The 24,599-nt window shown below is 41.1% G+C and carries 25 protein-coding genes and 1 pseudogene; 13 read left to right on the top strand and 13 right to left on the bottom strand.

Going from position 1 to position 24,599, the window contains the following annotated elements:
• Positions 1-225: 225 nt before the first annotated feature.
• Complete coding sequence (gene pdxR, locus EDC41_RS11290) at positions 226-1,653, bottom strand: MocR-like pyridoxine biosynthesis transcription factor PdxR (protein WP_020830979.1); 1,428 nt, start codon at positions 1,651-1,653, stop codon at positions 226-228.
• Positions 1,654-1,839: 186 nt separating this feature from the next.
• On the opposite strand from pdxR, the gene pdxS reads away from it, so the two are divergent.
• The 3 genes from pdxS (at position 1,840) to tal (ending at position 4,383) form a co-directional block, all read left to right on the top strand.
• The gene (gene pdxS, locus EDC41_RS11295; RefSeq protein WP_006251238.1) at positions 1,840-2,712 is read left to right on the top strand and encodes a pyridoxal 5'-phosphate synthase lyase subunit PdxS; all 873 of its coding nucleotides are present in this window, start codon (positions 1,840-1,842) and stop codon (positions 2,710-2,712) included.
• Positions 2,712-3,284 (top strand): pyridoxal 5'-phosphate synthase glutaminase subunit PdxT, encoded by a 573-nt coding sequence (gene pdxT, locus EDC41_RS11300; RefSeq protein WP_006248501.1) that lies wholly within the window; start codon positions 2,712-2,714, stop codon positions 3,282-3,284. Before pdxS ends, pdxT begins: the two co-directional genes overlap by 1 nt.
• A gap of 148 nt (positions 3,285-3,432) precedes the next feature.
• Positions 3,433-4,383, top strand: coding sequence for a transaldolase (tal, locus tag EDC41_RS11305; protein WP_006248499.1), 951 nt, complete (start codon positions 3,433-3,435; stop codon positions 4,381-4,383).
• Positions 4,384-4,444: 61 nt separating this feature from the next.
• Here tal and EDC41_RS11310 read toward each other — a convergent pair whose 3' ends face one another.
• Genes EDC41_RS11310 through EDC41_RS11320 form a run of 3 tightly spaced genes read right to left on the bottom strand, consistent with a single transcriptional unit; the run spans position 4,445 to position 5,835 of the window.
• Entirely contained in the window at positions 4,445-4,720 is a 276-nt protein-coding gene (locus EDC41_RS11310; RefSeq protein WP_006251239.1) for a hypothetical protein, read from the bottom strand.
• Positions 4,721-4,750: 30 nt separating this feature from the next.
• Complete coding sequence (locus tag EDC41_RS11315) at positions 4,751-5,215, bottom strand: outer membrane lipoprotein (RefSeq protein WP_006248496.1); 465 nt, start codon at positions 5,213-5,215, stop codon at positions 4,751-4,753.
• 20 nt (positions 5,216-5,235) lie between these two features.
• Complete coding sequence (locus EDC41_RS11320) at positions 5,236-5,835, bottom strand: VOC family protein (protein WP_015484031.1); 600 nt, start codon at positions 5,833-5,835, stop codon at positions 5,236-5,238.
• A 33-nt stretch (positions 5,836-5,868) separates the two neighbouring features.
• Here EDC41_RS11320 and argS point away from each other — a divergent pair, with 33 nt between their 5' ends.
• The 3 genes from argS to EDC41_RS11335 all read left to right on the top strand — a co-directional run bounded on the left by argS (position 5,869) and on the right by EDC41_RS11335 (position 9,654).
• Entirely contained in the window at positions 5,869-7,596 is a 1,728-nt protein-coding gene (argS, locus tag EDC41_RS11325) for an arginine--tRNA ligase (RefSeq protein ID WP_006251241.1), read from the top strand.
• A gap of 189 nt (positions 7,597-7,785) precedes the next feature.
• A complete protein-coding gene (gene cgtA / locus EDC41_RS11330) occupies positions 7,786-8,952 on the top strand; it encodes an Obg family GTPase CgtA (protein WP_006251242.1) in 1,167 nt (388 codons plus the stop codon).
• An 84-nt stretch (positions 8,953-9,036) separates the two neighbouring features.
• Positions 9,037-9,654, top strand: a complete 618-nt coding sequence (locus EDC41_RS11335; RefSeq protein WP_006248492.1) for an HI_0552 family protein — start codon at positions 9,037-9,039, stop codon at positions 9,652-9,654.
• A 46-nt stretch (positions 9,655-9,700) separates the two neighbouring features.
• Here the strand turns inward: EDC41_RS11335 and EDC41_RS11340 are convergent, their stop codons facing one another.
• From EDC41_RS11340 to hda, 7 genes are all read right to left on the bottom strand, one after another.
• Positions 9,701-11,659: a heme lyase CcmF/NrfE family subunit gene (locus EDC41_RS11340; protein ID WP_006248491.1), complete on the bottom strand. Its 1,959-nt coding sequence runs from the start codon at positions 11,657-11,659 to the stop codon at positions 9,701-9,703.
• On the bottom strand, positions 11,656-12,213 hold the full coding sequence (gene ccmE / locus EDC41_RS11345) for a cytochrome c maturation protein CcmE (RefSeq protein ID WP_020830982.1): 558 nt from the start codon (positions 12,211-12,213) through the stop codon (positions 11,656-11,658). The genes EDC41_RS11340 and ccmE overlap by 4 nt, the downstream gene beginning before the upstream one ends.
• Before the next feature lie 185 nt (positions 12,214-12,398).
• On the bottom strand, positions 12,399-12,596 hold the full coding sequence (gene ccmD, locus EDC41_RS11350) for a heme exporter protein CcmD (protein ID WP_006248488.1): 198 nt from the start codon (positions 12,594-12,596) through the stop codon (positions 12,399-12,401).
• Between the two features lie 14 nt (positions 12,597-12,610).
• The gene (locus EDC41_RS11355) at positions 12,611-13,348 is read right to left on the bottom strand and encodes a heme ABC transporter permease (protein WP_006248487.1); all 738 of its coding nucleotides are present in this window, start codon (positions 13,346-13,348) and stop codon (positions 12,611-12,613) included.
• Between the two features lie 199 nt (positions 13,349-13,547).
• Entirely contained in the window at positions 13,548-14,210 is a 663-nt protein-coding gene (ccmB, locus tag EDC41_RS11360; protein ID WP_006248486.1) for a heme exporter protein CcmB, read from the bottom strand.
• Positions 14,207-14,848, bottom strand: a complete 642-nt coding sequence (gene ccmA / locus EDC41_RS11365) for a cytochrome c biogenesis heme-transporting ATPase CcmA (protein WP_006251245.1) — start codon at positions 14,846-14,848, stop codon at positions 14,207-14,209. The genes ccmB and ccmA overlap by 4 nt, the downstream gene beginning before the upstream one ends.
• Positions 14,849-14,991: 143 nt before the next feature.
• A complete protein-coding gene (gene hda / locus EDC41_RS11370; protein WP_006251246.1) occupies positions 14,992-15,702 on the bottom strand; it encodes a DnaA regulatory inactivator Hda in 711 nt (236 codons plus the stop codon).
• Positions 15,703-15,971: 269 nt separating this feature from the next.
• Here hda and EDC41_RS11375 point away from each other — a divergent pair, with 269 nt between their 5' ends.
• The 5 genes from EDC41_RS11375 (at position 15,972) to EDC41_RS11395 (ending at position 21,961) form a co-directional block, all read left to right on the top strand.
• A complete protein-coding gene (locus EDC41_RS11375; protein WP_020830984.1) occupies positions 15,972-17,573 on the top strand; it encodes an ABC transporter substrate-binding protein in 1,602 nt (533 codons plus the stop codon).
• A 271-nt stretch (positions 17,574-17,844) separates the two neighbouring features.
• A complete protein-coding gene (locus EDC41_RS11380; RefSeq protein WP_006248481.1) occupies positions 17,845-18,849 on the top strand; it encodes an ABC transporter permease subunit in 1,005 nt (334 codons plus the stop codon).
• A 101-nt stretch (positions 18,850-18,950) separates the two neighbouring features.
• Positions 18,951-19,844: an ABC transporter permease subunit gene (locus tag EDC41_RS11385; protein ID WP_115262468.1), complete on the top strand. Its 894-nt coding sequence runs from the start codon at positions 18,951-18,953 to the stop codon at positions 19,842-19,844.
• Positions 19,845-19,854: 10 nt separating this feature from the next.
• Positions 19,855-20,844 carry a dipeptide ABC transporter ATP-binding protein gene (gene dppD / locus EDC41_RS11390; protein ID WP_006251248.1) on the top strand — a complete coding sequence of 330 codons (990 nt, stop codon included), beginning with the start codon at positions 19,855-19,857 and terminating at the stop codon, positions 20,842-20,844.
• A gap of 127 nt (positions 20,845-20,971) precedes the next feature.
• Positions 20,972-21,961: a peptide ABC transporter ATP-binding protein gene (locus EDC41_RS11395; RefSeq protein WP_006251249.1), complete on the top strand. Its 990-nt coding sequence runs from the start codon at positions 20,972-20,974 to the stop codon at positions 21,959-21,961.
• A 58-nt stretch (positions 21,962-22,019) separates the two neighbouring features.
• Here the strand turns inward: EDC41_RS11395 and EDC41_RS13950 are convergent, their stop codons facing one another.
• On the bottom strand, positions 22,020-22,202 hold the full coding sequence (locus EDC41_RS13950; RefSeq protein WP_006251250.1) for an anti-sigma factor family protein: 183 nt from the start codon (positions 22,200-22,202) through the stop codon (positions 22,020-22,022).
• Positions 22,199-22,771 (bottom strand): annotated as a pseudogene (locus EDC41_RS11405) (sigma-70 family RNA polymerase sigma factor). The gene EDC41_RS13950 and the pseudogene EDC41_RS11405 overlap by 4 nt, the downstream one beginning before the upstream one ends.
• A 169-nt stretch (positions 22,772-22,940) precedes the next feature.
• Here EDC41_RS11405 and msrB point away from each other — a divergent pair.
• Entirely contained in the window at positions 22,941-23,984 is a 1,044-nt protein-coding gene (msrB, locus tag EDC41_RS11410; RefSeq protein ID WP_020830985.1) for a peptide-methionine (R)-S-oxide reductase MsrB, read from the top strand.
• A 2-nt stretch (positions 23,985-23,986) separates the two neighbouring features.
• Positions 23,987-24,469, top strand: coding sequence for a redoxin family protein (locus EDC41_RS11415; RefSeq protein WP_031200889.1), 483 nt, complete (start codon positions 23,987-23,989; stop codon positions 24,467-24,469).
• Positions 24,470-24,599: the final 130 nt, after the last annotated feature.

Consider the following 24,599-nt stretch of genomic DNA (forward strand, 5'->3'; position numbering starts at 1 on the left):
CCCACACAGATTGTCTGATAAATTGTTAAAGAACAAAAAGAAACGACGCACCGAATTCAACTTTTAAATGTTCACAACAGTGCGTCGTTGTGTGCCATGCATTATACGCAAAACAAAATGCCTTGCAAGGAGAATTTGGCAATTTTTTGCAAAAATCACTAAAATAATTACCACTTGCGTGTTTTTAAGGCAATTTGCTAAAAATTAAAGCAGTTTTGATACTTGCTATTCGTTGTCTAAAATTTTTTTCAGGCTCTCTGCTACATAATTAATCTGATCATCTTTTAAATTAGAGTACCCAATTATAAAAGCATTTTGCTGAATTTGAGATTTATCTTGATAATAAGCAGACAATGCGACAAATTTTATACCTTGTTCTTCTGCTGCCTGCAAAATTTGCCTTTCTGTTAATGTTGTATTTAGCTGTACAATGAAATGCAAGCCTGAATGTTCTTCTTTTATTGCAATCTTTTCTGCTAAATTGCCTTGCTTGAAAGCTTTTAGTAATTTATCCCTCTTTTTTTGATAATACGCTCGCATTCGATTGATATGCTTTTCAAAATAGCCTTGTTGAATAAATTCTGCCAAAATATATTGCTCAAAATTGGAAACGGTAGAAGCATAAAACCCTAATTCCTGCTGAAAACGATTCAGTAATTCTGGTGGCAAAACCATATAGGCAATTCGTACAGTTGAAGAGAGCGTTTTAGAAAAAGTATTCATATAGATAACTCGCCCGAGCATATCAATAGATTTCAATGCAGGAATTGGTTGTCCTACAAAACGAAATTCGCTGTCGTAGTCGTCTTCTATAATATATCTTTCAGCTTTTTGTGCAACCCAAGCTAACAACTCATAACGTTTGGCAATCGGCATTACGTGTCCTGTCGGAAAATGGTGTGATGGCGAGGTATGTATCACGTCCACATTCTTTGAATTTAACTCATCGATTGAAAATGGCATCGATACTGTGGCTGTTGATAAGCGATAACTGTGATAAATTCTGCGCAATTTATCGTAACTGGGCTCAGTTAGTGCATAATGTTTATCTAAGCCTAGAAGCTGAATGAGCAAACCGTAAAGATACTCCGTACCCGCTCCAATAATAATCTGTGTTGGATTAACGATCATTCCTCTAAAGGCTCGAAGATGATTGGCTATCGCAAATTTTAATGTCCATACACCCCCACTCTCAGCACGCTCCATTAGCTCACTTTGGTGTGTTTTCAGCACTTCGCGTACTAATTTTGTCCAAACCGAAAACGGAAAATTTTCTGCTAAAGTCTGTCGATTAGTTAAATCTGCCTGCCATTTTTTATTTTTCTCATACTGTTCTGAACTGATTTTTTGTAGCTGAACTGATATGGCTTCCTTTTTTTCTGGTAAATTTAAAGCATTCACAAAAAAGCCTTTTTTAGGCTGAGTATTCACATAACCTTCTGCTACTAACTGTTGGTAAGCTGTTTCCACTGTCATTACTGAAATGCCTAAATGCTTTGCAAAAGCCCGTTTAGACGGCAGTTTATCCCCTGCTATAAGTATGTTGCTTTCAATGTCGTTTTTTAGAAAACGGTAAAGTTGCTCATAGAGAGCGGTGCCTTCTTGTGTGTTAAAAGTGTAGGTAAGCATAATCTGACATGATAAGAAAAACATAAAATGGTCATTTTAAACAGTTCAGATTAAATTACAATACATGCTGTTTCCTCACTCAAATTGGCTGAGTGTATTTAAATTGGTAGATGAACACTCGCATCCAGCGAATATAAAAATAAACTTAATGCCGAGCTAATCGAAACTACGAAAAGTTCAATTATTCAACAATTAGAAGGAAAAAGTACAATGACTAATCGCTATGATTTAAACAGACAACTTGCTCAAATGTTAAAAGGCGGTGTAATTATGGATGTAACTACCCCTGAGCAAGCCTGCATTGCGGAAGAAGCTGGAGCTTGTGCAGTAATGGCACTAGAGAGAATTCCTGCAGATATTCGTGCAGCTGGTGGCGTTTCTCGTATGAGTGATCCCAAGATGATAAAGAGTATCCAAGCAGCGGTATCCATTCCTGTAATGGCGAAAGTACGTATTGGACACGTTACAGAAGCACAAATCCTGCAAGCGATCGAAATTGACTATATTGACGAAAGTGAGGTGCTTTCTCCTGCAGATGATACCTTCCACATTAACAAGCGTAAATTTGAAGTGCCATTTGTATGTGGAGCAAAAAATTTAGGCGAAGCCCTACGTCGTATTAATGAAGGCGCTGCTATGATCCGTAGTAAGGGCGAGCCAGGAACAGGCAATGTGGTGCAAGCAGTACATCATCTTCGCAAAATGAAACAAGAAATTGCCCGCTTGGTTTCACATACCACAGATGAACTTTATCACGTAGCTAAAGAGCTCCAAGTACCATTTGATTTAGTACAATATGTACATCAGTACCAAAAATTGCCTGTTGTCACCTTTGCTGCTGGAGGTATTGCAACCCCTGCCGATGCTGCATTGATGATGCAGTTAGGTGCAGAAGGAGTCTTCGTTGGCTCAGGTATTTTCAAGTCAGGCGATCCTGCTAAACGAGCGCGGGCCATTGTACAAGCTGTTACCAACTACAACGATCCTAAATTACTTGCGGAGCTTTCTGAAGATTTAGGTGAAGCAATGGTAGGAATTAATGAGCAAGAGATTGAATTGCTAATGGCAGCAAGAGGTGTCTAATGAAAATTGCTATTCTTGCTCTGCAAGGTGCATTTAGCGAGCATACTGATAAACTCCAGCAACTAGGGGTTGAAAGTATGGAAATTCGTCAACTTGCTGATTTAAACCAAGATTTTGATGGTCTGATTTTACCTGGTGGCGAATCGACTGTTCAAGGTAAATTATTACGTGAATTAGGCTTGCTTGAGCCGCTTCGTCAAAAAATTTTAAATGGCTTGCCAACGCTTGGAACTTGTGCGGGTTTAATTTTGCTTGCGGAAAATTTGGTAAACGACGATAAAAAACATTTGGCTACTTTGCCTGTAACAGTGAAACGTAATGCTTACGGAAGGCAATTAGGCTCGTTTTTAGTAGAAGAAGAAGTTAAATATCTCGGTAAAATTCCTCTCACATTCATTCGTGCGCCTTATATAGAAAGTACTGGAAAAGATGTAGAAATTTTAGCCAAGATAAGCGGTAAGATTGTTGGAGTAAAATACCAAAATCAGATAGGTATATCCTTCCATCCCGAAGTGAATAATGATTTAAGTTTTCACCGCTATTTTGTGGAAATGTGCCGAAAAAATAAGTAAAAGAAAAGGGGCTATTGCCTCTTATTTTTTATACTTTTTTAGAAAAAGTAGTTTTGAATAAAAAAATACTAAAACTCTATTTCCCTTATGTTATTATTATAGTAACTTTTACTACTATTTATTTCACAATCAAAAAAGGAATCAGACTATGAGCCAACTTGACACCTTAAGCAAAATGACCGTTATCGTTGCTGACACTGGTGATATTGAAGCAATCAAACTTTATAAGCCAAAAGATGCAACAACAAACCCGTCTTTAATTTTAAGTGCATCGGCATTACCGCAATATGCTCCATTAATTGAAGAAGCGATTAATTACGCAAAAGCACAAAGTAGCGATAAAGATCAACAGTTAGTTGATGCTGAAGATAAATTAGCGGTAAATATTGGTTTAGAAATCTTAAAACTTGTACCTGGACGTATTTCTACAGAAGTTGATGCTCGTTTTTCTTATGATACTGAAAAAACTATCGCTAAAGCACGTAAATTAATTGGATTATATAACGATGCAGGCATCAGTAATGATCGCATTTTAATTAAAATTGCCTCTACTTGGCAAGGTATAAAGGCAGCAGAACAGTTAGAAAAAGAAGGCATTAACTGTAACTTAACGTTATTATTCTCTCAAGCTCAAGCTCGTGCGTGTGCAGAAGCAGGGGTTTACTTAATCTCTCCATTCGTTGGTCGTATTTTAGACTGGTACAAAGCTCACGAAGGTAAAGAATATGCTCCAGCTGAAGATCCAGGTGTAATTTCAGTAACCAATATATACAATTACTACAAACAACACGGTTATGACACTATTGTAATGGGTGCAAGTTTCCGTAATGTAGGAGAGATCATTGAGTTAGCTGGTTGCGACCGTTTAACCATATCACCACCGTTATTAAAAGAGCTACAAGAGAGCGATGAAAAATTAGTTTGCAAGCTAGATTACAAAGGTGAAATCAAGCCTCGTCCAGAAAAAATGACAGAAGCAGAATTCTACTGGGAGCATAACCAAGAGCCAATGGCAGTAGAAAAATTAGCTGAAGGCATTCGTAAATTTGCGATTGACCAAGAGAAGTTAGAAGCAATGCTTGCTGAAAAACTTCAATAGACAACGCATAAAAAACCGGCATTAACGATAATTAATGCCGGTTTTACATTTCTATAAATGATTATTTAAACTCATAACGTCTAATCGTTTTTAGATCGCTATCTTCATTTTTAATTTCATCGGCAAGATGAACACGAGCACCAACCGCTGCATGTGCATCATACTCACGAGTTAGAGTCACAGTTTCACCATTATCTCGTTGAACTGTAAGTTCAACAACATCGTTTGATACTGCTTTGCTAGATAAAACTGTTGCATTACCTTTATCAGAATAAACATCTGCAGTACAAGCTGCTAACATAAGTGAAGCTAATACAGCTAAAGAAAGTTTTTTCATTAATAATATATCCTCTAGGAAAAACTAAAATTAAAGCAGAGAAACATTCAGGTCTGAATTAGACCCTACGATTCTCACACGTTTGCCAGGCACAAAACCGTCTTCTTTCTTTTGAACGACCACGATTTCTTTACCATCATCTTTGCGAATAACCATTTCCAATGAAGAAACTTGACTCGCTTTTTGTTCTACTTGATTACCAATTACCGCACCGGCAACTGCCCCCACTGCGGTTGCAATCGCTTGCCCTGTACCACCGCCAATCGCATTACCGGCAACGCCACCTAATACACCACCGCCGACAGTACCGATCACACCTTCACTGCGTGCTTGAATTTTCACATCACGCACTGAAACAATAGTGCCATAAGCGATAGAACGAGCTTCTTTTGCCTGCTCACCGGAATAAACGCTTCCGCTAAACACGTCTGTATTTGCACAGCCAACTAAAGCAAAACTTGACATTAATGCGACAGCTAAAGCTAATTTTTTCATTTTGTTTGTTCTCCGAAACGTTAATTTTCTGACATAATTACACTTTTTATATCATAAGGGTGGAGCTTTAGACAATAAGGATTACAAAAAGTTACATTTCTCAAGCTGATCGCAATGCTTGGATTTGGCAATCTCTCCCCTTCTACCTGAGGTTGGCTGATTTTTAATTTAATCTCAGAATTATCAGCAAGTCTAAAGTGCGATAATGCCCTTGACACCCATTGTTCCGAACTTTCGTTGTCTAACATCGGAAAAACCAGCTCAATATGTTCCCAGCCTTCTTCTAAATAAACCTTATTTTTCGGAAAAGGCAACTCGACAATCTTTACAAATTGTCCGCAAAATTCAACCGCTTGTATTAATGCAAACAGCCCTATCGGTCTGCCGTTTACCTCGCTCTCTTTAAGTAAGGTTGCCCCATCAAGCAAAAGGATCTTCCACTGTTCTGCGGTTTCGGTTTGGTTCATTCTTACCGCAAGATGATCGATTTCATACGCTGCTAAATCAATGCCGGCGATTTCAGCAATTTGTCGGATTTTCTGTTCAAATTGCGATAAATCGCCAAAACAAGCGGTCATTTTCTCGAAAAATTTTGCATTTTCTGCTATAATTTTGTCCATTTTTTTGTAAATAGAATTTAAATAGGTTAAACAGTGAATATTCAACAAATTTTATCAGATAAAATTAAACAGGCAATGGTAGCAAGCGGTGCAGACAGCAATGTCGAGCCTTTAGTCCGCCAATCGGGCAAGCCGGAATTTGGCGATTACCAAGCCAATGGTGCGATGGGTGCAGCGAAAAAATTGGGGATGAATCCACGTGAATTTGCCCAAAAAATCTTAGAGAATGCCGATTTGAACGGTATTGCCGATAAATTAGAAATTGCCGGTCCGGGCTTTATCAACATTTTCTTAAACCCAGAATGGCTGGCGGAGAACACTAACAGTTCATTGCAAGCGGTCAATTTTGGCATAAAAACTGCAAATCCGCAGACGATTGTGATCGACTACTCCTCGCCAAACGTAGCAAAAGAAATGCACGTCGGGCATTTGCGTTCCACCATTATTGGCGATGCGGTAGTTCGTACCCTTGCGTTTTTAGGCAATAATGTGATTCGTGCCAACCACGTTGGCGACTGGGGTACTCAATTCGGTATGCTGATCGCTTACCTTGAAAAAATGGAAAATGAGCACGTCAGCGAAATGGAGCTAAGCGATTTAGAAGCCTTCTATCGTGCGGCAAAAGAGCATTATGATTCAGACGAAGCATTCGCCGAAAAAGCCCGTAACTATGTGGTGAAATTACAAAGCAGCGATAAATATTGCTTAACAATGTGGAAAAAATTGGTCGATATTACAATGCACCACAATCAAGAGAACTACAATCGCTTAAATGTTACGCTCACCGAAAAAGATGTAATGGGCGAAAGCCTCTACAATCCAATGCTGCCTGAAATTGTGGCGGATTTAAAAGCCAAAGGCTTAGCGGTGGAAGATGACGGTGCTTTAGTGGTTTTCCTCGATGAATTTAAAAATAAAGATGGCGACCCAATGGGCGTAATCGTGCAGAAAAAAGATGGCGGTTTCTTATATACCACTACCGATATTGCGGCAGCAAAATATCGCTACGAGACCTTAAAAGCTGACCGAGCCTTAGTCTTTTCTGACAGCCGCCAAGCTCAACATATGCAACAGGCATGGCTCATTACCCGCAAAGCGGGCTATGTGCCGGACAGTTTCAGCCTTGAACACCCGTTCTTCGGAATGATGCTAGGCAAAGACGGCAAACCGTTCAAAACCCGTAGCGGTGGCACAGTCAAACTCAAAGATTTATTAGATGAAGCGGTAGAGCGTGCCGATAAACTGATTGCCGAACGTTCAACCGAGCTAACTGCGGAAGAAAAAGCCGCCGTGGTTGAAGCGGTTGCGATTGGTTCGGTGAAATATTCTGACTTATCGAAAAACCGCACCACCGATTATGTGTTCGATTGGGACAATATGCTGACCTTTGAAGGCAATACCGCCCCGTATATGCAGTATGCCTACACCCGCATTCGCTCCATCTTTGCCCGTGCGAACATTGACGAAGATGCATTGAGCGGTTCAATCCAACTCAATGAGCCAAAAGAGCGTGCATTAGCAGTGAAACTATTGCAATTTGAAGAGGCATTAAACGGCGTGGCAAAAGAAGGTATGCCACATATTTTATGCCAATATTTATACGAGCTTGCAGGTAGTTTCTCCAGTTTCTACGAGGCTTGCCCGATTCTCAATGCCGAAGAAACAACCAAAAACAGCCGTTTGAAACTCGCTGCCTTAACGGCGAAAACCTTGAAACAAGGGTTGGATTTACTCGGTATTAAAACTGTAGAGAAGATGTAATACAAACTCTCTCCCCTTGTGGGAGAGAGACCGCTTATGAGCGTTCAGCGAAATAAGCAGAGAGAGGGTACAAGCGGTAATTTTTATTAAAATTTTTACACATTTTCCCCTCTCCCTGATTTTTCTTCTGAACGAAGAAAAATCTGTCCCTCTCCCACAAGGGGAGAGGGCATATAAAAGGAAACAAATATGAAATTTATTGACGAAGCCCTGATTCGTGTAGAAGCAGGCGATGGCGGTAATGGCTGTGTGAGCTTCCGCCGTGAAAAATTTATCCCGAAAGGCGGACCTGACGGTGGTGATGGTGGCGATGGTGGTGATGTGTATTTAATTGCCGATGAAAACCTAAACACCCTTATCGACTACCGCTTTGAAAAACGTTATGCTGCTGGGCGTGGCGAGAATGGTCGCAGTGCCGGCTGTACCGGACATCGTGGGCAAGATATTACCCTACGAGTGCCGGTTGGAACCCGTGCGATTGATAACGACACCCAAGAAATTATTGGCGATTTAACCCGCCACGGAATGAAAATGCTGGTGGCAAAAGGTGGTTATCACGGTTTAGGTAATACCCGCTTTAAATCCTCAGTAAACCGAGCTCCACGCCAAAAAACCAACGGTACGCCTGGCGAAAAACGTGATTTGAAATTAGAGCTGTTACTGCTTGCCGATGTGGGAATGCTTGGCTTACCAAACGCCGGTAAATCCACCTTTATCCGCAGTGTCTCTGCTGCCAAACCAAAAGTGGCGGATTACCCGTTCACGACGCTGGTGCCAAGTTTAGGGGTAGCCCGTGTGGGGGCCGACCGCAGTTTTGTGGTTGCCGATATTCCGGGGTTAATTGAAGGTGCAGCAGATGGTGCAGGGCTGGGGATTCGTTTCCTAAAACACTTGGAACGTTGCCGTATTTTGATTCACTTAGTCGATATTATGCCGATTGATGAAAGCGATCCGGCTCATAATATTTCGGTGATTGAATCCGAGCTTTACCAATACAGCGAAAAACTCGCCGAAAAACCGATCTGGTTGGTGTTTAATAAAATTGACACCATCGGCGAAGAAGAAGCTGCTGAGCGAGCAAAAGACATTGCCGAGCAAATCGGCTGGGAAGGCGATTACTACTTGATTTCTGCCGCTACCGGTCAAAACGTGCAAGCTCTCACTCGTGATATTATGGACTTTATTGAAGCCAACCCACGCGAAGTGGAGGAAGAAAATAAAGCACCTGAAGAAGTCAAATTCAAATGGGAAGACTACCACAACGAAGCAATGCAAAATGCGGTAGAAGAAGATTGGGACGACGATTGGAGCGAAGAAGATGACGAAGGCATAGAGTTTCTTTACGAACGCCGTTAGTGCAATAATACAAGCGGTTGTTTTTAAACGGAGATTTGCAAATTTCCGGAGAAAAACAACCGCTTGTAGGTTTAAGGAGAGTTTATGCTTAGCTCAACATCGTGCGATTTATTCAATATTCCGTTCTTCCAATTTGCTCAGATGAAGAAATATTGCCCTGAGGAGATCCCTCGAATTAAGGCGGAATATAAAACTCAATGGGAAATTTGGAAAAAGCTACATCAGGAAGTTTCTCGTCAGCTTGGGCAGCCGTTTGCTCCACCACATATTGAGAAGTGGTGCAACGGTTGGCAAGTTCGAGCCCATTTTTTTGCCTATTACAAGTATGAATTTAATCGAAATTCTGCGGCTATTCTTTCCGTGATTTTAAATCGTCGCCGTTTGCAAGTGAGCCTTGATTGGCATTGTTATCGAGCCGATCGCTCGCAAATTAACGTGCATCAATACAATCAATGGTGGGAAAATTTAGATCGGGAAAAGTTTGCTGATTTTGAGATTTGGCACGGAAGTGAGAGTGAATATGATGATTTTAGAACCGTTAGTCAGATGTCAGAGCAAGCGTTCACCCTAACTAACGAGGAAGATTTTTGGTGTATCGGCAAAAATGTGGAAAAGGACGATTTGGATAACATTGATGTAGTAGAATTTATCTACCAAACCATTCGGGCATTATTGCCACTTTATGAGAAATGTCATCAATAAACACTAAAAAGAGAGGCGAACATCATTTGTTCGCCCCTTTCAAAATTTAAGCTATCACTTCTTTTTTATTTTCAATGCGTAAACGGTAGCGTTTATCCAACATACAGAGTAAACCACCGAGAGCCATAAACAGCCCGCCAATCCAAATCCAGCGAATGAACGGTTTATAATACAAACGCACTGCCCAAGAGTTATCTTCTAATTTTTCGCCAAGTGCAGCGTATAAATCTCGGGTAAAGCCCCAGTCAATCGCCGCTTCGGTCATTCCCATTCGGCTCACCGTATAGAAACGTTTTTCAGCATTAAGTGTGGCTTCATATTTACCGTTTCGAGTAATTTCAAGCTCGGCAGTGCCGCCTTGATAGTTTGCCCCATCGGTGATTTTAATACCTTTAAATTCAAATTGGTAATCTAAAATCTCAGCTTTATCACCCACATTCATTCTGACATCTCGTTCAATGCTGAAATTTTGGCTAAATGCAATGCCGAACACTGTCATCGCAACCCCTAAGTGAGCCAGCACCATTCCCCAATGTGAACGGGACAGTTTGAAAATGCCACTTAAGAACGAGTGGCGATGGGTTGCACGTTGGTGTAGCTCATACAGGCTAAGTAACACAATAAAGACAGACATCATCGTGCCTAACACCACACTCACGGTAATGGTGTTACGGAATAAGTATGGCAATCCGAATCCAAGCAATGCCATTAAAATAGTTGCAATAATTACCGGTTTACGAATAGCAGAAACTTGGTCTCTACGCCATTTCACTAATGGTCCAATCCCTAATACAAATGAGAAAGGAACCATTAAAATTAAGAACATTTGGTCAAAAAATGGTGCCCCGATTGAAATCGTCCCTAAGCCGATTTGTTTGTGAATTAATGGCAGTAAGGTCCCTAAAAACACCACCGATAAAAATGCCATTAATAAAATATTATTAATGAGTAGCATCGTTTCTCTTGAATAGCGTTCATAGTTATCTAAGCTTTTAATTTCCGAGCCTTTGAATGCATACAGCAGTAAAGAACCACCTACTACTAACACCAAGTAAGCTAAGATGTATAAACCACGAGTTGGATCTGAAGCAAAGGCGTGAACTGACACCAAAATGCCTGAACGCACTAAGAAAGTCCCCACTAAACAGAGCGAGAAAGCAAGAATCGCTAATAAGACCGTCCACGCTTTAAATGTGCCTCGTTTTTCAGTCACTGCTAATGAATGAATCAGTGCTGTTCCTGCGAGCCACGGCATTAATGATGCATTCTCGACAGGATCCCAAAACCACCAGCCACCCCAACCAAGTTCGTAGTATGCCCACCAAGAACCAAGCACGATACCGAGCGTTAAAAATACCCACGCTGCCATTGTCCACGGACGAGACCATCTTGCCCACGCAGTATCTAAACGCCCTGTCATCAGTGAGGCAATCGCAAAAGCAAAGGCAACGGAGAAACCCACATAGCCCATATAAAGCAACGGTGGGTGGAAGATCAAGCCCACATCTTGCAGCATTGGGTTTAATTCTTTGCCATCAATCGGAAAATTTGGGAAAGTTCTATCAAACGGGTTGGAGGTAAAAATCACAAACATCAAAAAGCCGATGCCAATGACCCCCATTAGTCCTAACACTCGAGCAACGGCATCTTCCGGCATTTTACGGGTAAAGGTTGCTACCCCGACAGACCAAAGCGACAACAACCAAACCCAAAGCAATAATGAGCCTTCGTGAGCGCCCCACACCGCAGATAAACGATATTGCAACGGTAAACGGCTATTGGAGTTGTTCACCACATATTGCACGGTAAAATCATTCACCGCAAACAGATAAAACAGCGAACCAAAAGAGACAGTCAATGCCAAAAACATTGCCCAAGTCATCGGGCGGGCAAGAGCAATTAAGGTGCTATTTTGCTTTTCTGCTCCCCAAAGCGGTAAAACTGCCAACAAGATAGAAATCGCTAGGGCTAATGCCAACGTATAATTGCCTAATTCTGCAATCATTTGCTTTCCCCTTGCACATTGTTGGCTTTTTCTGCTTCCGCCTCGGCTTTCATTTTGCGGTCGGTTTCCGATTCACCTTTCAGATCTTGTTCAGACACACCTGATTTTTTATGCTGTTCTTTTAATTTATCGCCTAATTCCGGTGGCATATAGTTTTCATCGTGTTTTGCCAGAACTTCCGTAGCTTTTAAACGGGTTAGTTCAATCAACACGCCTTGTGCCACAATGCCTTGCCCTTCACGGAATAAATCCGGCAAAATTCCTTCGTATTCCACGGTAATCGAAGGCCCGATATCATTGAGATCAAATACTACTTTTAAACTTTTATCATCACGCTTTACCGTATCTTCCACTACCATTCCGCCCACACGGATACGCTGACCAACTTCAGGCTTTTGTTTCGGATCATCATTTTTACCGTTTACAATTTCAGACGGCGTGTAAAACAGATCGATATTTTGGCTTAACGCATAAAGTGTCAAGCCTGCTGCGACAGAAAGCCCAAGTAATATCGAAACCACCACTTTTAATCTTGATTTGCGTCTTGGATTCATCGTAATCACCCTTCAAAATAAATGCAAAATTGCATAAAAACTCAAAAATAAATTAGTGTAAGAATAGCAAAAAACCGCAAAACATTCCCGATATTTCAAGGAAGTTTTGCGATTTCTCAAATCAAATACCTATAAAGAAGTATGAGGCTATCGTTGCAAAAAATAAAGTTATTTCGACCGCTTGTTTATTGTGATGTTTGCTTTAATTTTTCTTCACGCACAATCTCTTTTTTTGCTTGAGCCAAAATCGCTTTCTGTTCACGGCGACTAAGCCAAATCAGCCCAATCATTGCAATGAAACTGACACCATAAGAGAGCCATACATAAAAGCCGTAGCCACCCATTGCAAAAAAATCGCTGATTGATTCAAATTGAAATGTCATTGTTCTCTCCTACTCTAAACTGATTTTGCCAGTTGTTTTACCCAAGGGCGATTACGTTCGTCCTTTAATAAGGCAATGCGATAACGCCAAATGCTAAACCAAGCGGTAAAAATTAAGCTACCGAAAATCGCCAATAGCAACGGAATTAACATTTCCACCGCCATAGACGGTTTATCGAATTTAGTGATGGTCGCCCCTTGATGCAAGGTGTTCCACCATTCCACCGAAAAGTGAATAATCGGCAAGTTAATCACGCCAACAACTGACAGCACAGCCGCCGCTTTGGCTCCGGTTTGTCTGTCTTGGAATGCGGAATAAAGAGCCATCACGCCGATATAAAGGAAAAATAACACTAAAGCGGAGGTTAAACGAGCGTCCCACACCCACCAAGTCCCCCACATTGGTTTGCCCCAAATTGCACCGGTTGCAAGTGAAATAAAAGCGAATACTAAGCCGATAGGTGCCATTGAAATCATCGCCAAGTTAGCTTGGCGAATTTGCCAAACCAATGCCACCAAGCCTGCCACCGCCATTGAGCCATATACGCCCATCGACCAAATTGCTGCCGGCACGTGAATAAAGATAATGCGATAGCTATCGCCCTGTTGGTAATCTTTCGGGGCAAAAGCCAAGCCCCAAACAAAAGCAGCCGCTAACATAATCAAACTTAGCCAACCTAAAAACGGTTGGATTTTCCCTAGCAAATGGTACTGCGTTTCCGATTTTGCATAAGGGTGTAGCCATTTCCACATATATTTCTCCAAAGTAAATAATTCCCCTCACCCGTTTACAGGAGAGGGACGATTTGAGCTTCGTTCAGAAGCGAAAATCAGGGAGAGGGGAAAAAGTTGCAAATTTTCATAATAATTCGACCGCTTCCCCTCTCTCTGAAAAACACCTCTGAACGAGGTGTTTTTCGGTCTCTCTCCCTCAAGAGGGAGAGAGGAAGTTTTAGTTCAAACTAATTCTTAATGCACCGGCAATCGCAAACGGCGAAAAAGTTAAAGTAACCGCTAAAATTGCTCCGATAATCGCCAGTTGTCCGCTATAACCCATATTTAAGGTGGCGGCTTCTAATACCGCAGCGGCAAAAATCAGTACCGGCAAGAATAACGGGAGGATTAATAAACTCAGCAACGTACCGCCCTTGCGTAAGCCCACAGTGAGTGCCACGCCAATCGCTCCTAAGCAGCTTAAAATCGGGGTGCCGAGTAATAATGTCAGCACTAACGCCCACCAAACGTGGGTTTCAAGTGAAAGCAAAATGGCAGCAATCGGTGAAAGTAAAATCAACGGTAAGCCGGTCAGCAGCCAGTGAGCAATCACTTTCGCTAACGCAACCTGCGGCAAGGCAAGCGGCAGTAACATTAATTGCTCGAGCGAACCGTCTAAATAATCATCACGGAATAACCGCTCAAAGGAAAGCAATGCAGAAAGCAAAGCAGCTACCCACGCAATGCCGCCGGCAATTTTGCCTAATAATTCGGGGTTAGGTCCCATTAAAATCGGGAATACGGTAATCACCATTAAAAAAAACCACAACGGATTTAAAATCTCCGAGGGTTTACGAAAGGCAATGGTGAGTTCCCGCTGAATAATAGTCAATAAAATCATACTTTAAATTGATCTAACGAAATAATACGCACTTTGTCGCTTTCAGCAGCCTGGTGGCTGGTAAAAATCACTAATCTGCCTTGCTCGCAATGCTGTTCAATATGAGCAATCAGATCCGCCACACCCTTTTTATCAATAGCGGTAAAGGGTTCATCTAAAATCCAAAGTTTGGCGTTAGTGAGCCACAATTTTGCCAACGCCACACGGCGTTGCTGACCGGCTGACAAATGCGAACAAGGCAAATCTTCACGCCCGATGAGCGACACTTTCGTCAATGCGTGCCAAAGGGCATCATCATCTTGCGGTAACTGTTGGATTTTCTGGTAGAAACGCAAATTTTCCCACGGTGTTAATTCCGGTTTTACCCCCGAATAATGCCCTAAATAAAATAGTTCAGAATAATAGTGATCACGCTGTTTTTGAATTGCAATATCGTTCCACAGCACCTCACCTTCCGCAGGTAAAGAAAGCCCGGCTAAAATACGTAACAGGCTGGTTTTTCCAATGCCGTTATGCCCTTCAATCTGCACCCATTCACCACTTTGCACGGTAAAACTGCACCCTTCAAACAAACGGGTTTCGCCCCGTTCGCAGGCAATCTGATTAAGTTTAAGCTGATATTGGGCCGTTTGGTTCATTATTTTTCATCTGGTTGAACATTTTAGCCGAAGTGTATCATAAGCCTTTGATTTAACGTAGCAAATAAATTACTTCTTTAGAGGTAGCAAGCGGTCAAATTTTCAAAAAGTTTTGCAAATTTTGATAAGAATCAAACCGCTTGTTACAGAGAGAGGATTTCCTTCACAAAAGGAATGGTTAATTTACGCTGGGCTTGGAGAGACGCTTTATCCAACTTATCCAATATTTTAGAGAGTTGCTCTAAATCCGTTCCCGCTTTTTTTAACAGAAAATGAGCGACCTCATCGGACAATTCCACCCCTTTTTGGTGAGCATTTAACTGTAAAATTTGGCATTTTTGTTCATCGGTTAAATCGTTTAGCTGGTACACTTCGCCCCAAGTTAAGCGGGAACGTAAATCCGGCAATTGGATATTGAGTTGGTGTGGTGGGCAATCGGCACTGATTAACAGCAAGGTTTTTTGCCCTTCGTTAAACAAGCCTTGTTGTTCTCGAATTTGGTTAAACAGGTTAAAAATAGCAAGTTCCCATTCAGCATCTCCTGCAATCGCTTGAATATCATCTAGGCAAATCACATTCAGCAGTTCGGCATTATCTAACACCAACGGCGAGAAATAATTGGCTTTAGTGAGCGGAATATAACTAGAAGTTTGGTTATTTAAAAGAAAGTGGTTACTTACTGCTTTCAACAAATGACTTTTACCGCAGCTCTTACCGCCCCAAATGTAAAAAAACGGCTGTTGAACATCCGTAAAATTTCGTTTGAGGGATTCAAGCAACACTTCGCTGTTTTGGCTATAAAAATTGTCGAAAGTGTCTTCATCAATTTGATGAATGGGTAGAGGTAACTGCAAGGCTTTCCTTAAATCTCTAAGTTTGATATTTTTCTAAGAATAGCGGAAAAGCAGGGGTTTGAGAAGTAAAAATAGTGAGAAAATATCCACTCATTTTTCTAATGAAGAGATGACAAGCGGTTGAATTTCCACATAATTTTGTCAATCTGACCGAAAACCCACCGTTTTGTGTTAAAAAAAGATTGCAGTTAGCTCAAAAAATTGTATATTCAAAGCTTTCTACTTAAAAAGTAGAGTAAAACAACTATTACAAACACAACGGAGTGAATATGAAAAACATGACTAAATTATCGCTAATAACATTAGCGCTAGCCGCTTCAAGTAGCGTCTTTGCTGCACCGAAAACCTTTGTTTACTGCTTAGAGGCTTCGCCTTCAGCATTAAGCCCAGTGCTATCAACAGACGGTGCAAGCTTTGATGTGAACGCCCTCCCGATTTATAACAAATTAACCGACTTTGAAGACGGTACAACTAATGTTATTCCCTCTCTTGCCGAAAAATGGGACATTTCGGAAGACGGCAAAACTTACACCTTCCACCTGCGTAAAGGCGTAAAATTCCACGACAATAAAGAATTTAAACCAAGCCGTGAGTTAAATGCAGACGATGTAGTGTTCTCCATTAACCGTCAGTTTGATCCAAACCATCCATTCCACAAAGTTTCCGGCGGTAACTACGAATACTTTATCGGTATGGATATGCAAAATATTATCGATAAAGTGGAAAAAGTGGACGATCACACCGTTAAAATCAGCTTAAAAGTGCCAAATGCGCCGTTCTTAGCTAACTTAGCGATGGATTTCAACGCCGTTTACTCAGCGGAATATGCAGAGCAATCCTTAAAGGCCGGCAAGCCTGAGCGTATTGATACCAACCCAATCGGCAGCGGCCCGTTCCAGTTTGTGGATTACCAAAAAGATGCCACCGTTCGTTACAAAGCCTTTGAAAACTACTGGCAAGGCAAAGCGAAAATTGACCGCTTAGTGTTTGCAATTACTCCGGATGCATCGGTACGTTTAGCCAAGTTACAAAAAGGCGAGTGCCACGCAATGCCTTACCCTAACCCGGCTGATATCGAAAATCTGAAAAAAGATCCAAATATTGAATTAATGAGCCAATCTGGAATGAATATCGGCTATTTGGCATTAAATTCATCGATTAAACCATTAGATAACCAAAAGGTACGTCAAGCATTAAATCACGCTGTAAACAAACAAGCGATTGTAGATGCGGTATATCAGGGAGCCGGTCAAGTAGCGAAAAACCCAATTCCACCAACAATGTGGAGCTATAATGAAGCGGTTCAAGACTATGACTACAACCCTGAAAAAGCCAAAGCATTGTTAAAAGAAGCCGGTTTTGAAAATGGTTTTGATACTGAACTTTGGGCAATGCCGGTATCACGTCCATATAACCCGAATGCTCGCCGTATGGCTGAACTTATCCAAGAAGACTGGAAAAAAGTGGGCGTGAATGCGAAAATCGTCAGCTATGAATGGGGCGAATATCTCAAACGCTTACGCCAAGGTGAAGCGGCAACCTCAATGATTGGCTGGACAGGCGATAACGGTGACCCAGATAACTTCCTCAACACCTTATTAAGCTGCTCAGCGGTGGAAGCCGGTTCAAACTACGCCAAATTCTGCCACAAACCGTTTGAAGAAGTCGTGCTTGGTGCTGCCCAAGAAAGCGACAAAGCAAAACGTACCGAGCTTTATAAACAAGCTCAAGTGATCTTCAAAGAGCAAGCTCCTTGGATTACGATTGCTCACTCCACCGTTTACTTCCCGGTGCGTAAAGAAGTAAAAGGTTATGTGATGAGTCCGTTCAGCTTACATAACTTCTACAAAGTAGATTTAGCGGATAAATAATCCGCCAACAAGCGGTAGAATTTGCAGATTTTTTTACAAATTTGACCGCTTGTCCTCCCCTCTTTGAACTACGAGGGGCAGGGGGGAGATTTGGCAGAAGCGATTGCCGAAGTGAGAGGATTGTAAAAGAGGAAATAAATTTTCTGTCTTATTGATTATTTTCTTCGTTAATTACTACTGTCAAATCTCCCCTACCCCCTCTTTGCTAAAGAGGGGAATCAGATCGAGAGATCAGACAACTTTGATGAAAATCCAACCTAAGAGATTTTAAATGTTTTCATTTATTTTAAAACGTGTGCTAATGGTGATCCCTACCTTTATAGCGATTACGTTAATTACTTTTGCCCTTGTGCATTTTATCCCCGGTGATCCAATTGAGATCCGAATGGGGGAACGTGGATTATCGCCTGAGGTTCATCAACAAATGATGGAACAACTCGGGCTGAACCGACCGTTGTTTGAACAATACATCAGCTACATCAAAGGTGTATTGCACGGTGATCTTGGTAACTCATTTCGTAACAACGAACCGGTGCTGAAGGAATTTTTTACCCTATTCCCAGCCACGGTTGAGTTGGCATTTTTTGCCCTGCTCTGGTCGTTGATTTTCGGCATTATTCTCGGTGTGATTGCTGCGGTGAAAAAAGAAAGTTGGATTTCACACACTGTAACCACGCTTTCACTGACCGGCTACTCAATGCCAATTTTCTGGTGGGGCTTGATTTTAATTCTTTATTTCTCCACCCCGCTCGGCTTACCGGCTTCAGGTCGTTTACCATCTGAATACTGGATTGAAGCCGAAACCGGTTTTATGCTGATTGATACTTGGAATTCGGACGAACCAGGGGCATTTTTAGCGGCAATTAAATCTCTGATTTTGCCGTCTATCGTACTGGGGACAATCCCTCTTGCAGTTGTGACCCGAATGACTCGCTCTTCAATGTTGGAAGTGTTGGGTGAAGACTATATCCGCACCGCCAAAGCCAAAGGCTTAAACACTACCCGAATTGTGATTGTTCACGCATTAAGAAATGCCTTGATTCCGGTGGTAACGGTCGTTGGCTTAATTGTCGGGCAACTGCTTTCAGGAGCCGTTTTAACGGAAAACATCTTCTCGTGGCCGGGTATCGGCAAATGGATTATTGATGCAATCAACAGCCGTGATTACCCTGTACTACAAGGCTCAGTGCTGATTATTGCTACTATTATTATTTTAGTGAACCTTACGGTAGATCTACTCTATGGCATTGTCAATCCGAGGATTCGACATAGTTAGAAAAATTCCTTCGATTTTTCCCCTCTTTAGCAACGAGGGAGTTACACAAGCGGTTCAAATTCCGCAATTTTTTACAAGATTATTTTTAGTTGGAGTTAATGATGTCAGGAATAACGTCGGTAAATCCACCCGCACCCAAAACACCGTTACAGGAGTTTTGGTACTATTTTTGTCAAAATCGGGGGGCATTAATAGGACTTACCTTTATTGCAATCGTCTTTGTTGCGTGCGTATTCGCACCTTGGGTTGCCCCTTTTGATCCAATCGAACAAAATCGTAGTGCGTTATTGCTCCCTCCTGCTTGGCTTGAAGGGGGGAATTCCGCTCATCTGCTGGGTACTGACGATATTGGGCGTGATATTCTTTCCCGTATTATTTATGGTTCAAGATTGTCCGTCTTTATCGGCTTAGTCATTGTGCTACTTTCTTGCGTATTCGGCGTGATTTTAGGTCTACTTGCTGGCTACTATGGTGGCACACTCGACATCATCATTATGCGTTTTGTTGATATTATGCTGGCGATTCCAAGCCTGCTTTTAACTATCGGCGTGGTCACTATTTTAGGCCCTTCATTGATAAATGCCGCTATTGCGATTGCGATTGTCTCCATTCCAAGTTATGTTCGCTTGACCCGTGCTTCTGTATTAAGCGAGAAAAACCGTGATTATGTTACTGCTTCTCGTGTTGCTGGTGCGAGCGTGCTTCGCTTAATGTTTGTGGTGATTTTACCTAACTGTTTAGCTCCGCTTATCGTTCAGATGACGATGGGGATCTCAAACGCTATTTTAGAACTTGCCGCCCTCGGCTTCTTAGGCATTGGTGCACAGCCGCCAACACCGGAGCTTGGCACAATGCTTGCCGAATCTCGTGGCTTTATGCAATCGGCAAACTGGCTGGTGACCATTCCGGGTCTAGCGATTTTATCGTTAGTATTAGCTTTCAACTTAATGGGTGACGGCTTGCGTGACGCCCTCGATCCAAAACTGAAACAATAGGAGATCTAAAATGGCATTATTAACGGTTGATCAACTTTCCGTCCATTTTGGTGAAACTAAAACACCATTTAAAGCGGTGGATCGTATCAGTTACGAAGTCAATGAAGGCGAAGTATTAGGCATTGTGGGCGAATCCGGTTCAGGAAAATCGGTAAGTTCTCTCGCTATTATGGGCTTAATCGATTTCCCCGGCAGGGTTATGGCTGAAAAATTGTATTTTAACGGCAATGATTTATTGGCATTAAAACCAAAAGAAAAACAACAGATTGTAGGGGCTGATGTCTCAATGATCTTCCAAGATGCAATGACCAGCTTAAATCCGAGCTATACTGTGGGCTATCAGATTATGGAAGCCCTAAAAGTGCATCAAGGTGGCTCAAAAGCCAGCCGTCGTGAGCGAGCGATTGAGTTGCTGACGATGGTCGGTATTCCCGATCCTGAATCCCGTTTAGAAGTTTATCCGCACCAGCTTTCGGGTGGTATGAGCCAGAGGGTGATGATTGCGATAGCGATTGCCTGTCGCCCGAAATTATTGATTGCCGATGAGCCGACTACTGCGTTAGATGTGACGATTCAAGCTCAAATCATTGATTTATTACTTGAATTACAACGCAAAGAAAATATGGCGTTGATTTTAATCACGCACGATTTAGCGTTAGTTGCCGAATCTGCCCATCGCATTATCGTGATGTATGCAGGGCAAGTCGTGGAAGAGGGCAAAGCCGAGCAGATATTCAAAGCACCACTGCACCCTTACACCCAAGCATTGCTCAAAGCCTTACCGGAATTTGCCGAAGGGAAATCCCGCCTGCAATCACTACCGGGCGTAGTGCCGGGCAAATATGACCGCCCACAAGGTTGCTTACTCAACCCTCGCTGCCCGTATGCAACCGAAAAATGCCGAACCATTGAACCGGCAATGCAGATGATCAACGGCAGACAGGTGAAATGCCACACGCCACTGAATGCACAGGGTGAGCCGATAAGGATAGCTGTATAACGTCATAAAGAGTAGGGACGCAATGCTTCGCGTCCGTTACAAGCGGTGATTTTTAACCGATTTTTGCAAAATAACGATAGTGGACGCAAAGCATTGCGTCCCTACATTTTCCGAGAAGGAAAACAGAATGAAAGAAAATAATTCTCTCCCACCACTCCTCAAAGCAGTGGACTTAAAAAAATACTACCCAGTTAAAAAGGGAATGTTCGCTAAACCGAAAACGGTAAAAGCGCTGGATGGTGTCTCTTTTACCCTTGAACGTGGCAAAACCCTTGCGATTGTTGGCGAATCCGGCTGTGGAAAATCAACTTTGGGGCGAATGCTCACTATGATTGAAAGCCCAACCGAAGGTGAACTGTTCTACAACGGGCAGAATTTCTTAGTCAATGACAAAGAAACGGCTCAACTACGCCGTAAAAAAATCCAAATTGTGTTTCAGAACCCGTATAGCTCGCTCAATCCACGCAAAAAAGTAGGTAGCATTTTAGAAGAACCATTATTGATTAACACCAACTTATCCGCAAAAGAACGCAAAGAAAAAGTGTTGGAAATGATGGCGAAAGTCGGCTTAAAACCGGAATTTTACGACCGTTATCCGCATATGTTTTCGGGCGGACAACGCCAGCGAATTGCGATTGCTCGGGGCTTAATGTTGCAGCCTGATATTGTGGTTGCCGATGAACCCGTTTCCGCATTAGATGTTTCGGTTCGGGCGCAAGTGTTGAATTTGATGATGGATTTGCAAGAAGAAATGGGCTTGTCTTACGTTTTCATCTCGCACGATTTATCCGTAGTGGAACATATTGCCGCTGAAGTGATGGTGATGTATTTAGGGCGTTGCGTAGAACAAGGGGATACCAAAACTATCTTCAGCAATCCACGTCACCCTTATACACAAGCGTTACTCTCCGCAACCCCTCGTTTGAACCCGGAGCAACGCCGTGAGCGGATTAAACTGACTGGCGAACTACCAAGCCCGCTTAATCCACCAAAAGGCTGTGCCTTTAACGCCCGTTGCAGATTTGCAACCGATCGTTGCTATGTGGAGCGACCAGAGCTGAAAACCTATCAAGACGGTACTCGCATGGCTTGTTTTGTGGTGGAGGAAAATAATTAGGCAACGCTCGCTATTTAAAAGGTTAAAGTTTTTCAACTTTAACCTTTATTTTTCATACTTAATGCTCCTCATCTTTTGTAGCAAAATCTTTCATTAATTTGCTGATATGCTCACAATGGTGTTTAAATTGACGACAATACGGGCAAATAATCAAATGCGTTTTAACGCCAATCTTCTCTTTTAAAGTGAGTTTTCGTTTCTTTGAGTCAGAAATTAACCTTGTTACTTGTCGGCAATTCATCTATTTCTCTCCGTTAATTTCCTTGAAAGACATTGTTGTAACTGCAGCCTTGCTCGATAGATTAATGTATATAAATTATCTGATGTAATATTTACTACTCGACAAATTTCATCTGAGGTTGCCTCTAAATATTCCCTCATCATAAATACCCTAGCTTGTTTTGCAGGTAAATTGCTTAAGCAAACTTCAAATAATATCCAAAATTCTTTGGAATAAACAGCTTCTTCCTACCAGCTAGAAGGATAATATTCTTCTTTCCAATGCCCATAATTATCAAAAAAGTGATTCTCTTCGTCATCATCAGCTAGATCACTTTCTAGTACTATACGATCTTTTTTACGTAAATAATCAATAATTTTATTTTTTAGAATAGCAAATATCCAGGTTTTCAATGCTGCTTTACGCTGGAAATTATCAATATTTTTTATTGCATTAACGAATGCTTCTTGAACCATATCTTCAGCAAGAGCAATATCTTGTAATTGTAACTGAGCAAATTTCAACATTTGCTGACGAATATCGGCAAGCTGTTCCGATGAAATATCTAAAGAAATCTTGTTATGAATCATAGTGTTATATTGAGAAAATTTTTTGTGAGAATATTAAACAATATTCGACTAATCCTATAGAGAGTAAAACCAATTTTGATCTTAGCAAAAAAGTAAGAAATTATGAATGTTTAAGGTTAAACCCTCGTCCTTAAAAAATAAAATTACATAAGTTATAAAGGAGAACTGAATGAAATACAATCAACTGTTACTATGTTTGGTGTCTGCTATCTTTACCACCTCCTCAATAGCAAACATCACAACCCCTAACGAGATGCGATCTGAAAACTTACAGGATATTTACTTGGCAGGAGGATGTTTCTGGGGCATTGAAGCCTATATGGAAAAAATATATGGCGTAAAAGAGGCTACATCGGGCTATGCCAATGGCAAAACTGAGCAAACTGCTTACCGAATTATCGGGCAAACCGATCATGCAGAAACAGTTCACGTGACCTATGATGCTAATAAAATTTCTTTAGAAAAGCTGTTGCAATATTACTTTAAAGTAATTGATCCAACCAGTAAAAATAAACAAGGTAATGATATTGGCCGCCAATATCGGACAGGTATTTATTATCAGAATGAGCAAGATAAACAAATTATTTTAAAAGAAATACAAGCTCAACAAGCAAAATACAAACAAAAAATACAAGTGCAAGTAGAACCATTAAAACATTATATTTTGGCAGAAGAGTATCATCAGGATTACCTAAAGAAAAATCCAAATGGCTACTGCCATATTGATTTAAACCAAGCCAACAGCATTATTATCGATCCGAAAGATTATCCTAAACCTAGTGATGCAACATTAAAAATGAAATTAACGCCTTTGCAATATAGCGTTACCCAACGTAAAAATACTGAGCGTTCATTCAGCAATGAATATTGGGATAATACCGCACCGGGCATTTATGTTGATATAACTACAGGAGAGCCTCTTTTTTCATCTCTCGATAAATATGACTCCGGCTGTGGCTGGCCAAGTTTTACCAAACCAATTATCAATGAGGTTGTTAACTATACCGAAGATAATAGTTTTAATATGACAAGAACGGAAGTACTAAGTCGAAGTGGTAACGCTCATTTAGGACACGTTTTCACTGATGGCCCGAAAGATAAAGGCGGATTACGTTATTGTATCAACAGTGCCTCAATCAAATTTATTCCATTAGAGCAAATGGAAAAAGAAGGTTACGGCTATTTAATAAATATGATTAAAGGAAATAAATAATGATGAAGAAAATAATTAGTTTACTCATAATGATGTTGAGTCTTAACAGCTATGCACAAGAAAACTCTCATCTTGGGCATATTCCTCTTAAAGATCTCAATCAAAATCAAATTACTCTTGATAAATATCAAGGTAAAAAAATCTATATAAAAGCATGGGCATCTTGGTGTTCTATTTGTCTAGCCGGATTGGCGGAAATTGAGGAAATAAGCCAAAAAGCAAATAACGATATTGAAATTATTACTATTGTTTCACCAGGGCATAAAGGCGAGAAAACAACCAATCAATTTATTGAATGGTATAAAGGAATAGAATCTGATTATCCTAATATTACTGTTTTATTGGATGAACAAGGAGACTTTATTAAACAAACCGAAATAAGAGGATATCCACATAATTTATTGTTAGATTCTTCACTCAATTTAAAGAAAAGTATTCCAGGTCATTTAAATAGTGAACAAATACTTCATTCTATTACTAACTGATAAAATAAGGGGCTATATAAACGATAGCCCTTTAATTGTAGAAGATCAGACTTGATCTGACAATTCACTCTAAAAAGTGAGAGTTTCCCGTTTAGAATATGAGTGTCAAAAATCAATCTAAACAAAAAGG

Origin of the sequence: Mannheimia haemolytica (assembly GCF_004342115.1) — a bacterium.
GTDB lineage: Bacteria > Pseudomonadota > Gammaproteobacteria > Enterobacterales > Pasteurellaceae > Mannheimia > Mannheimia haemolytica.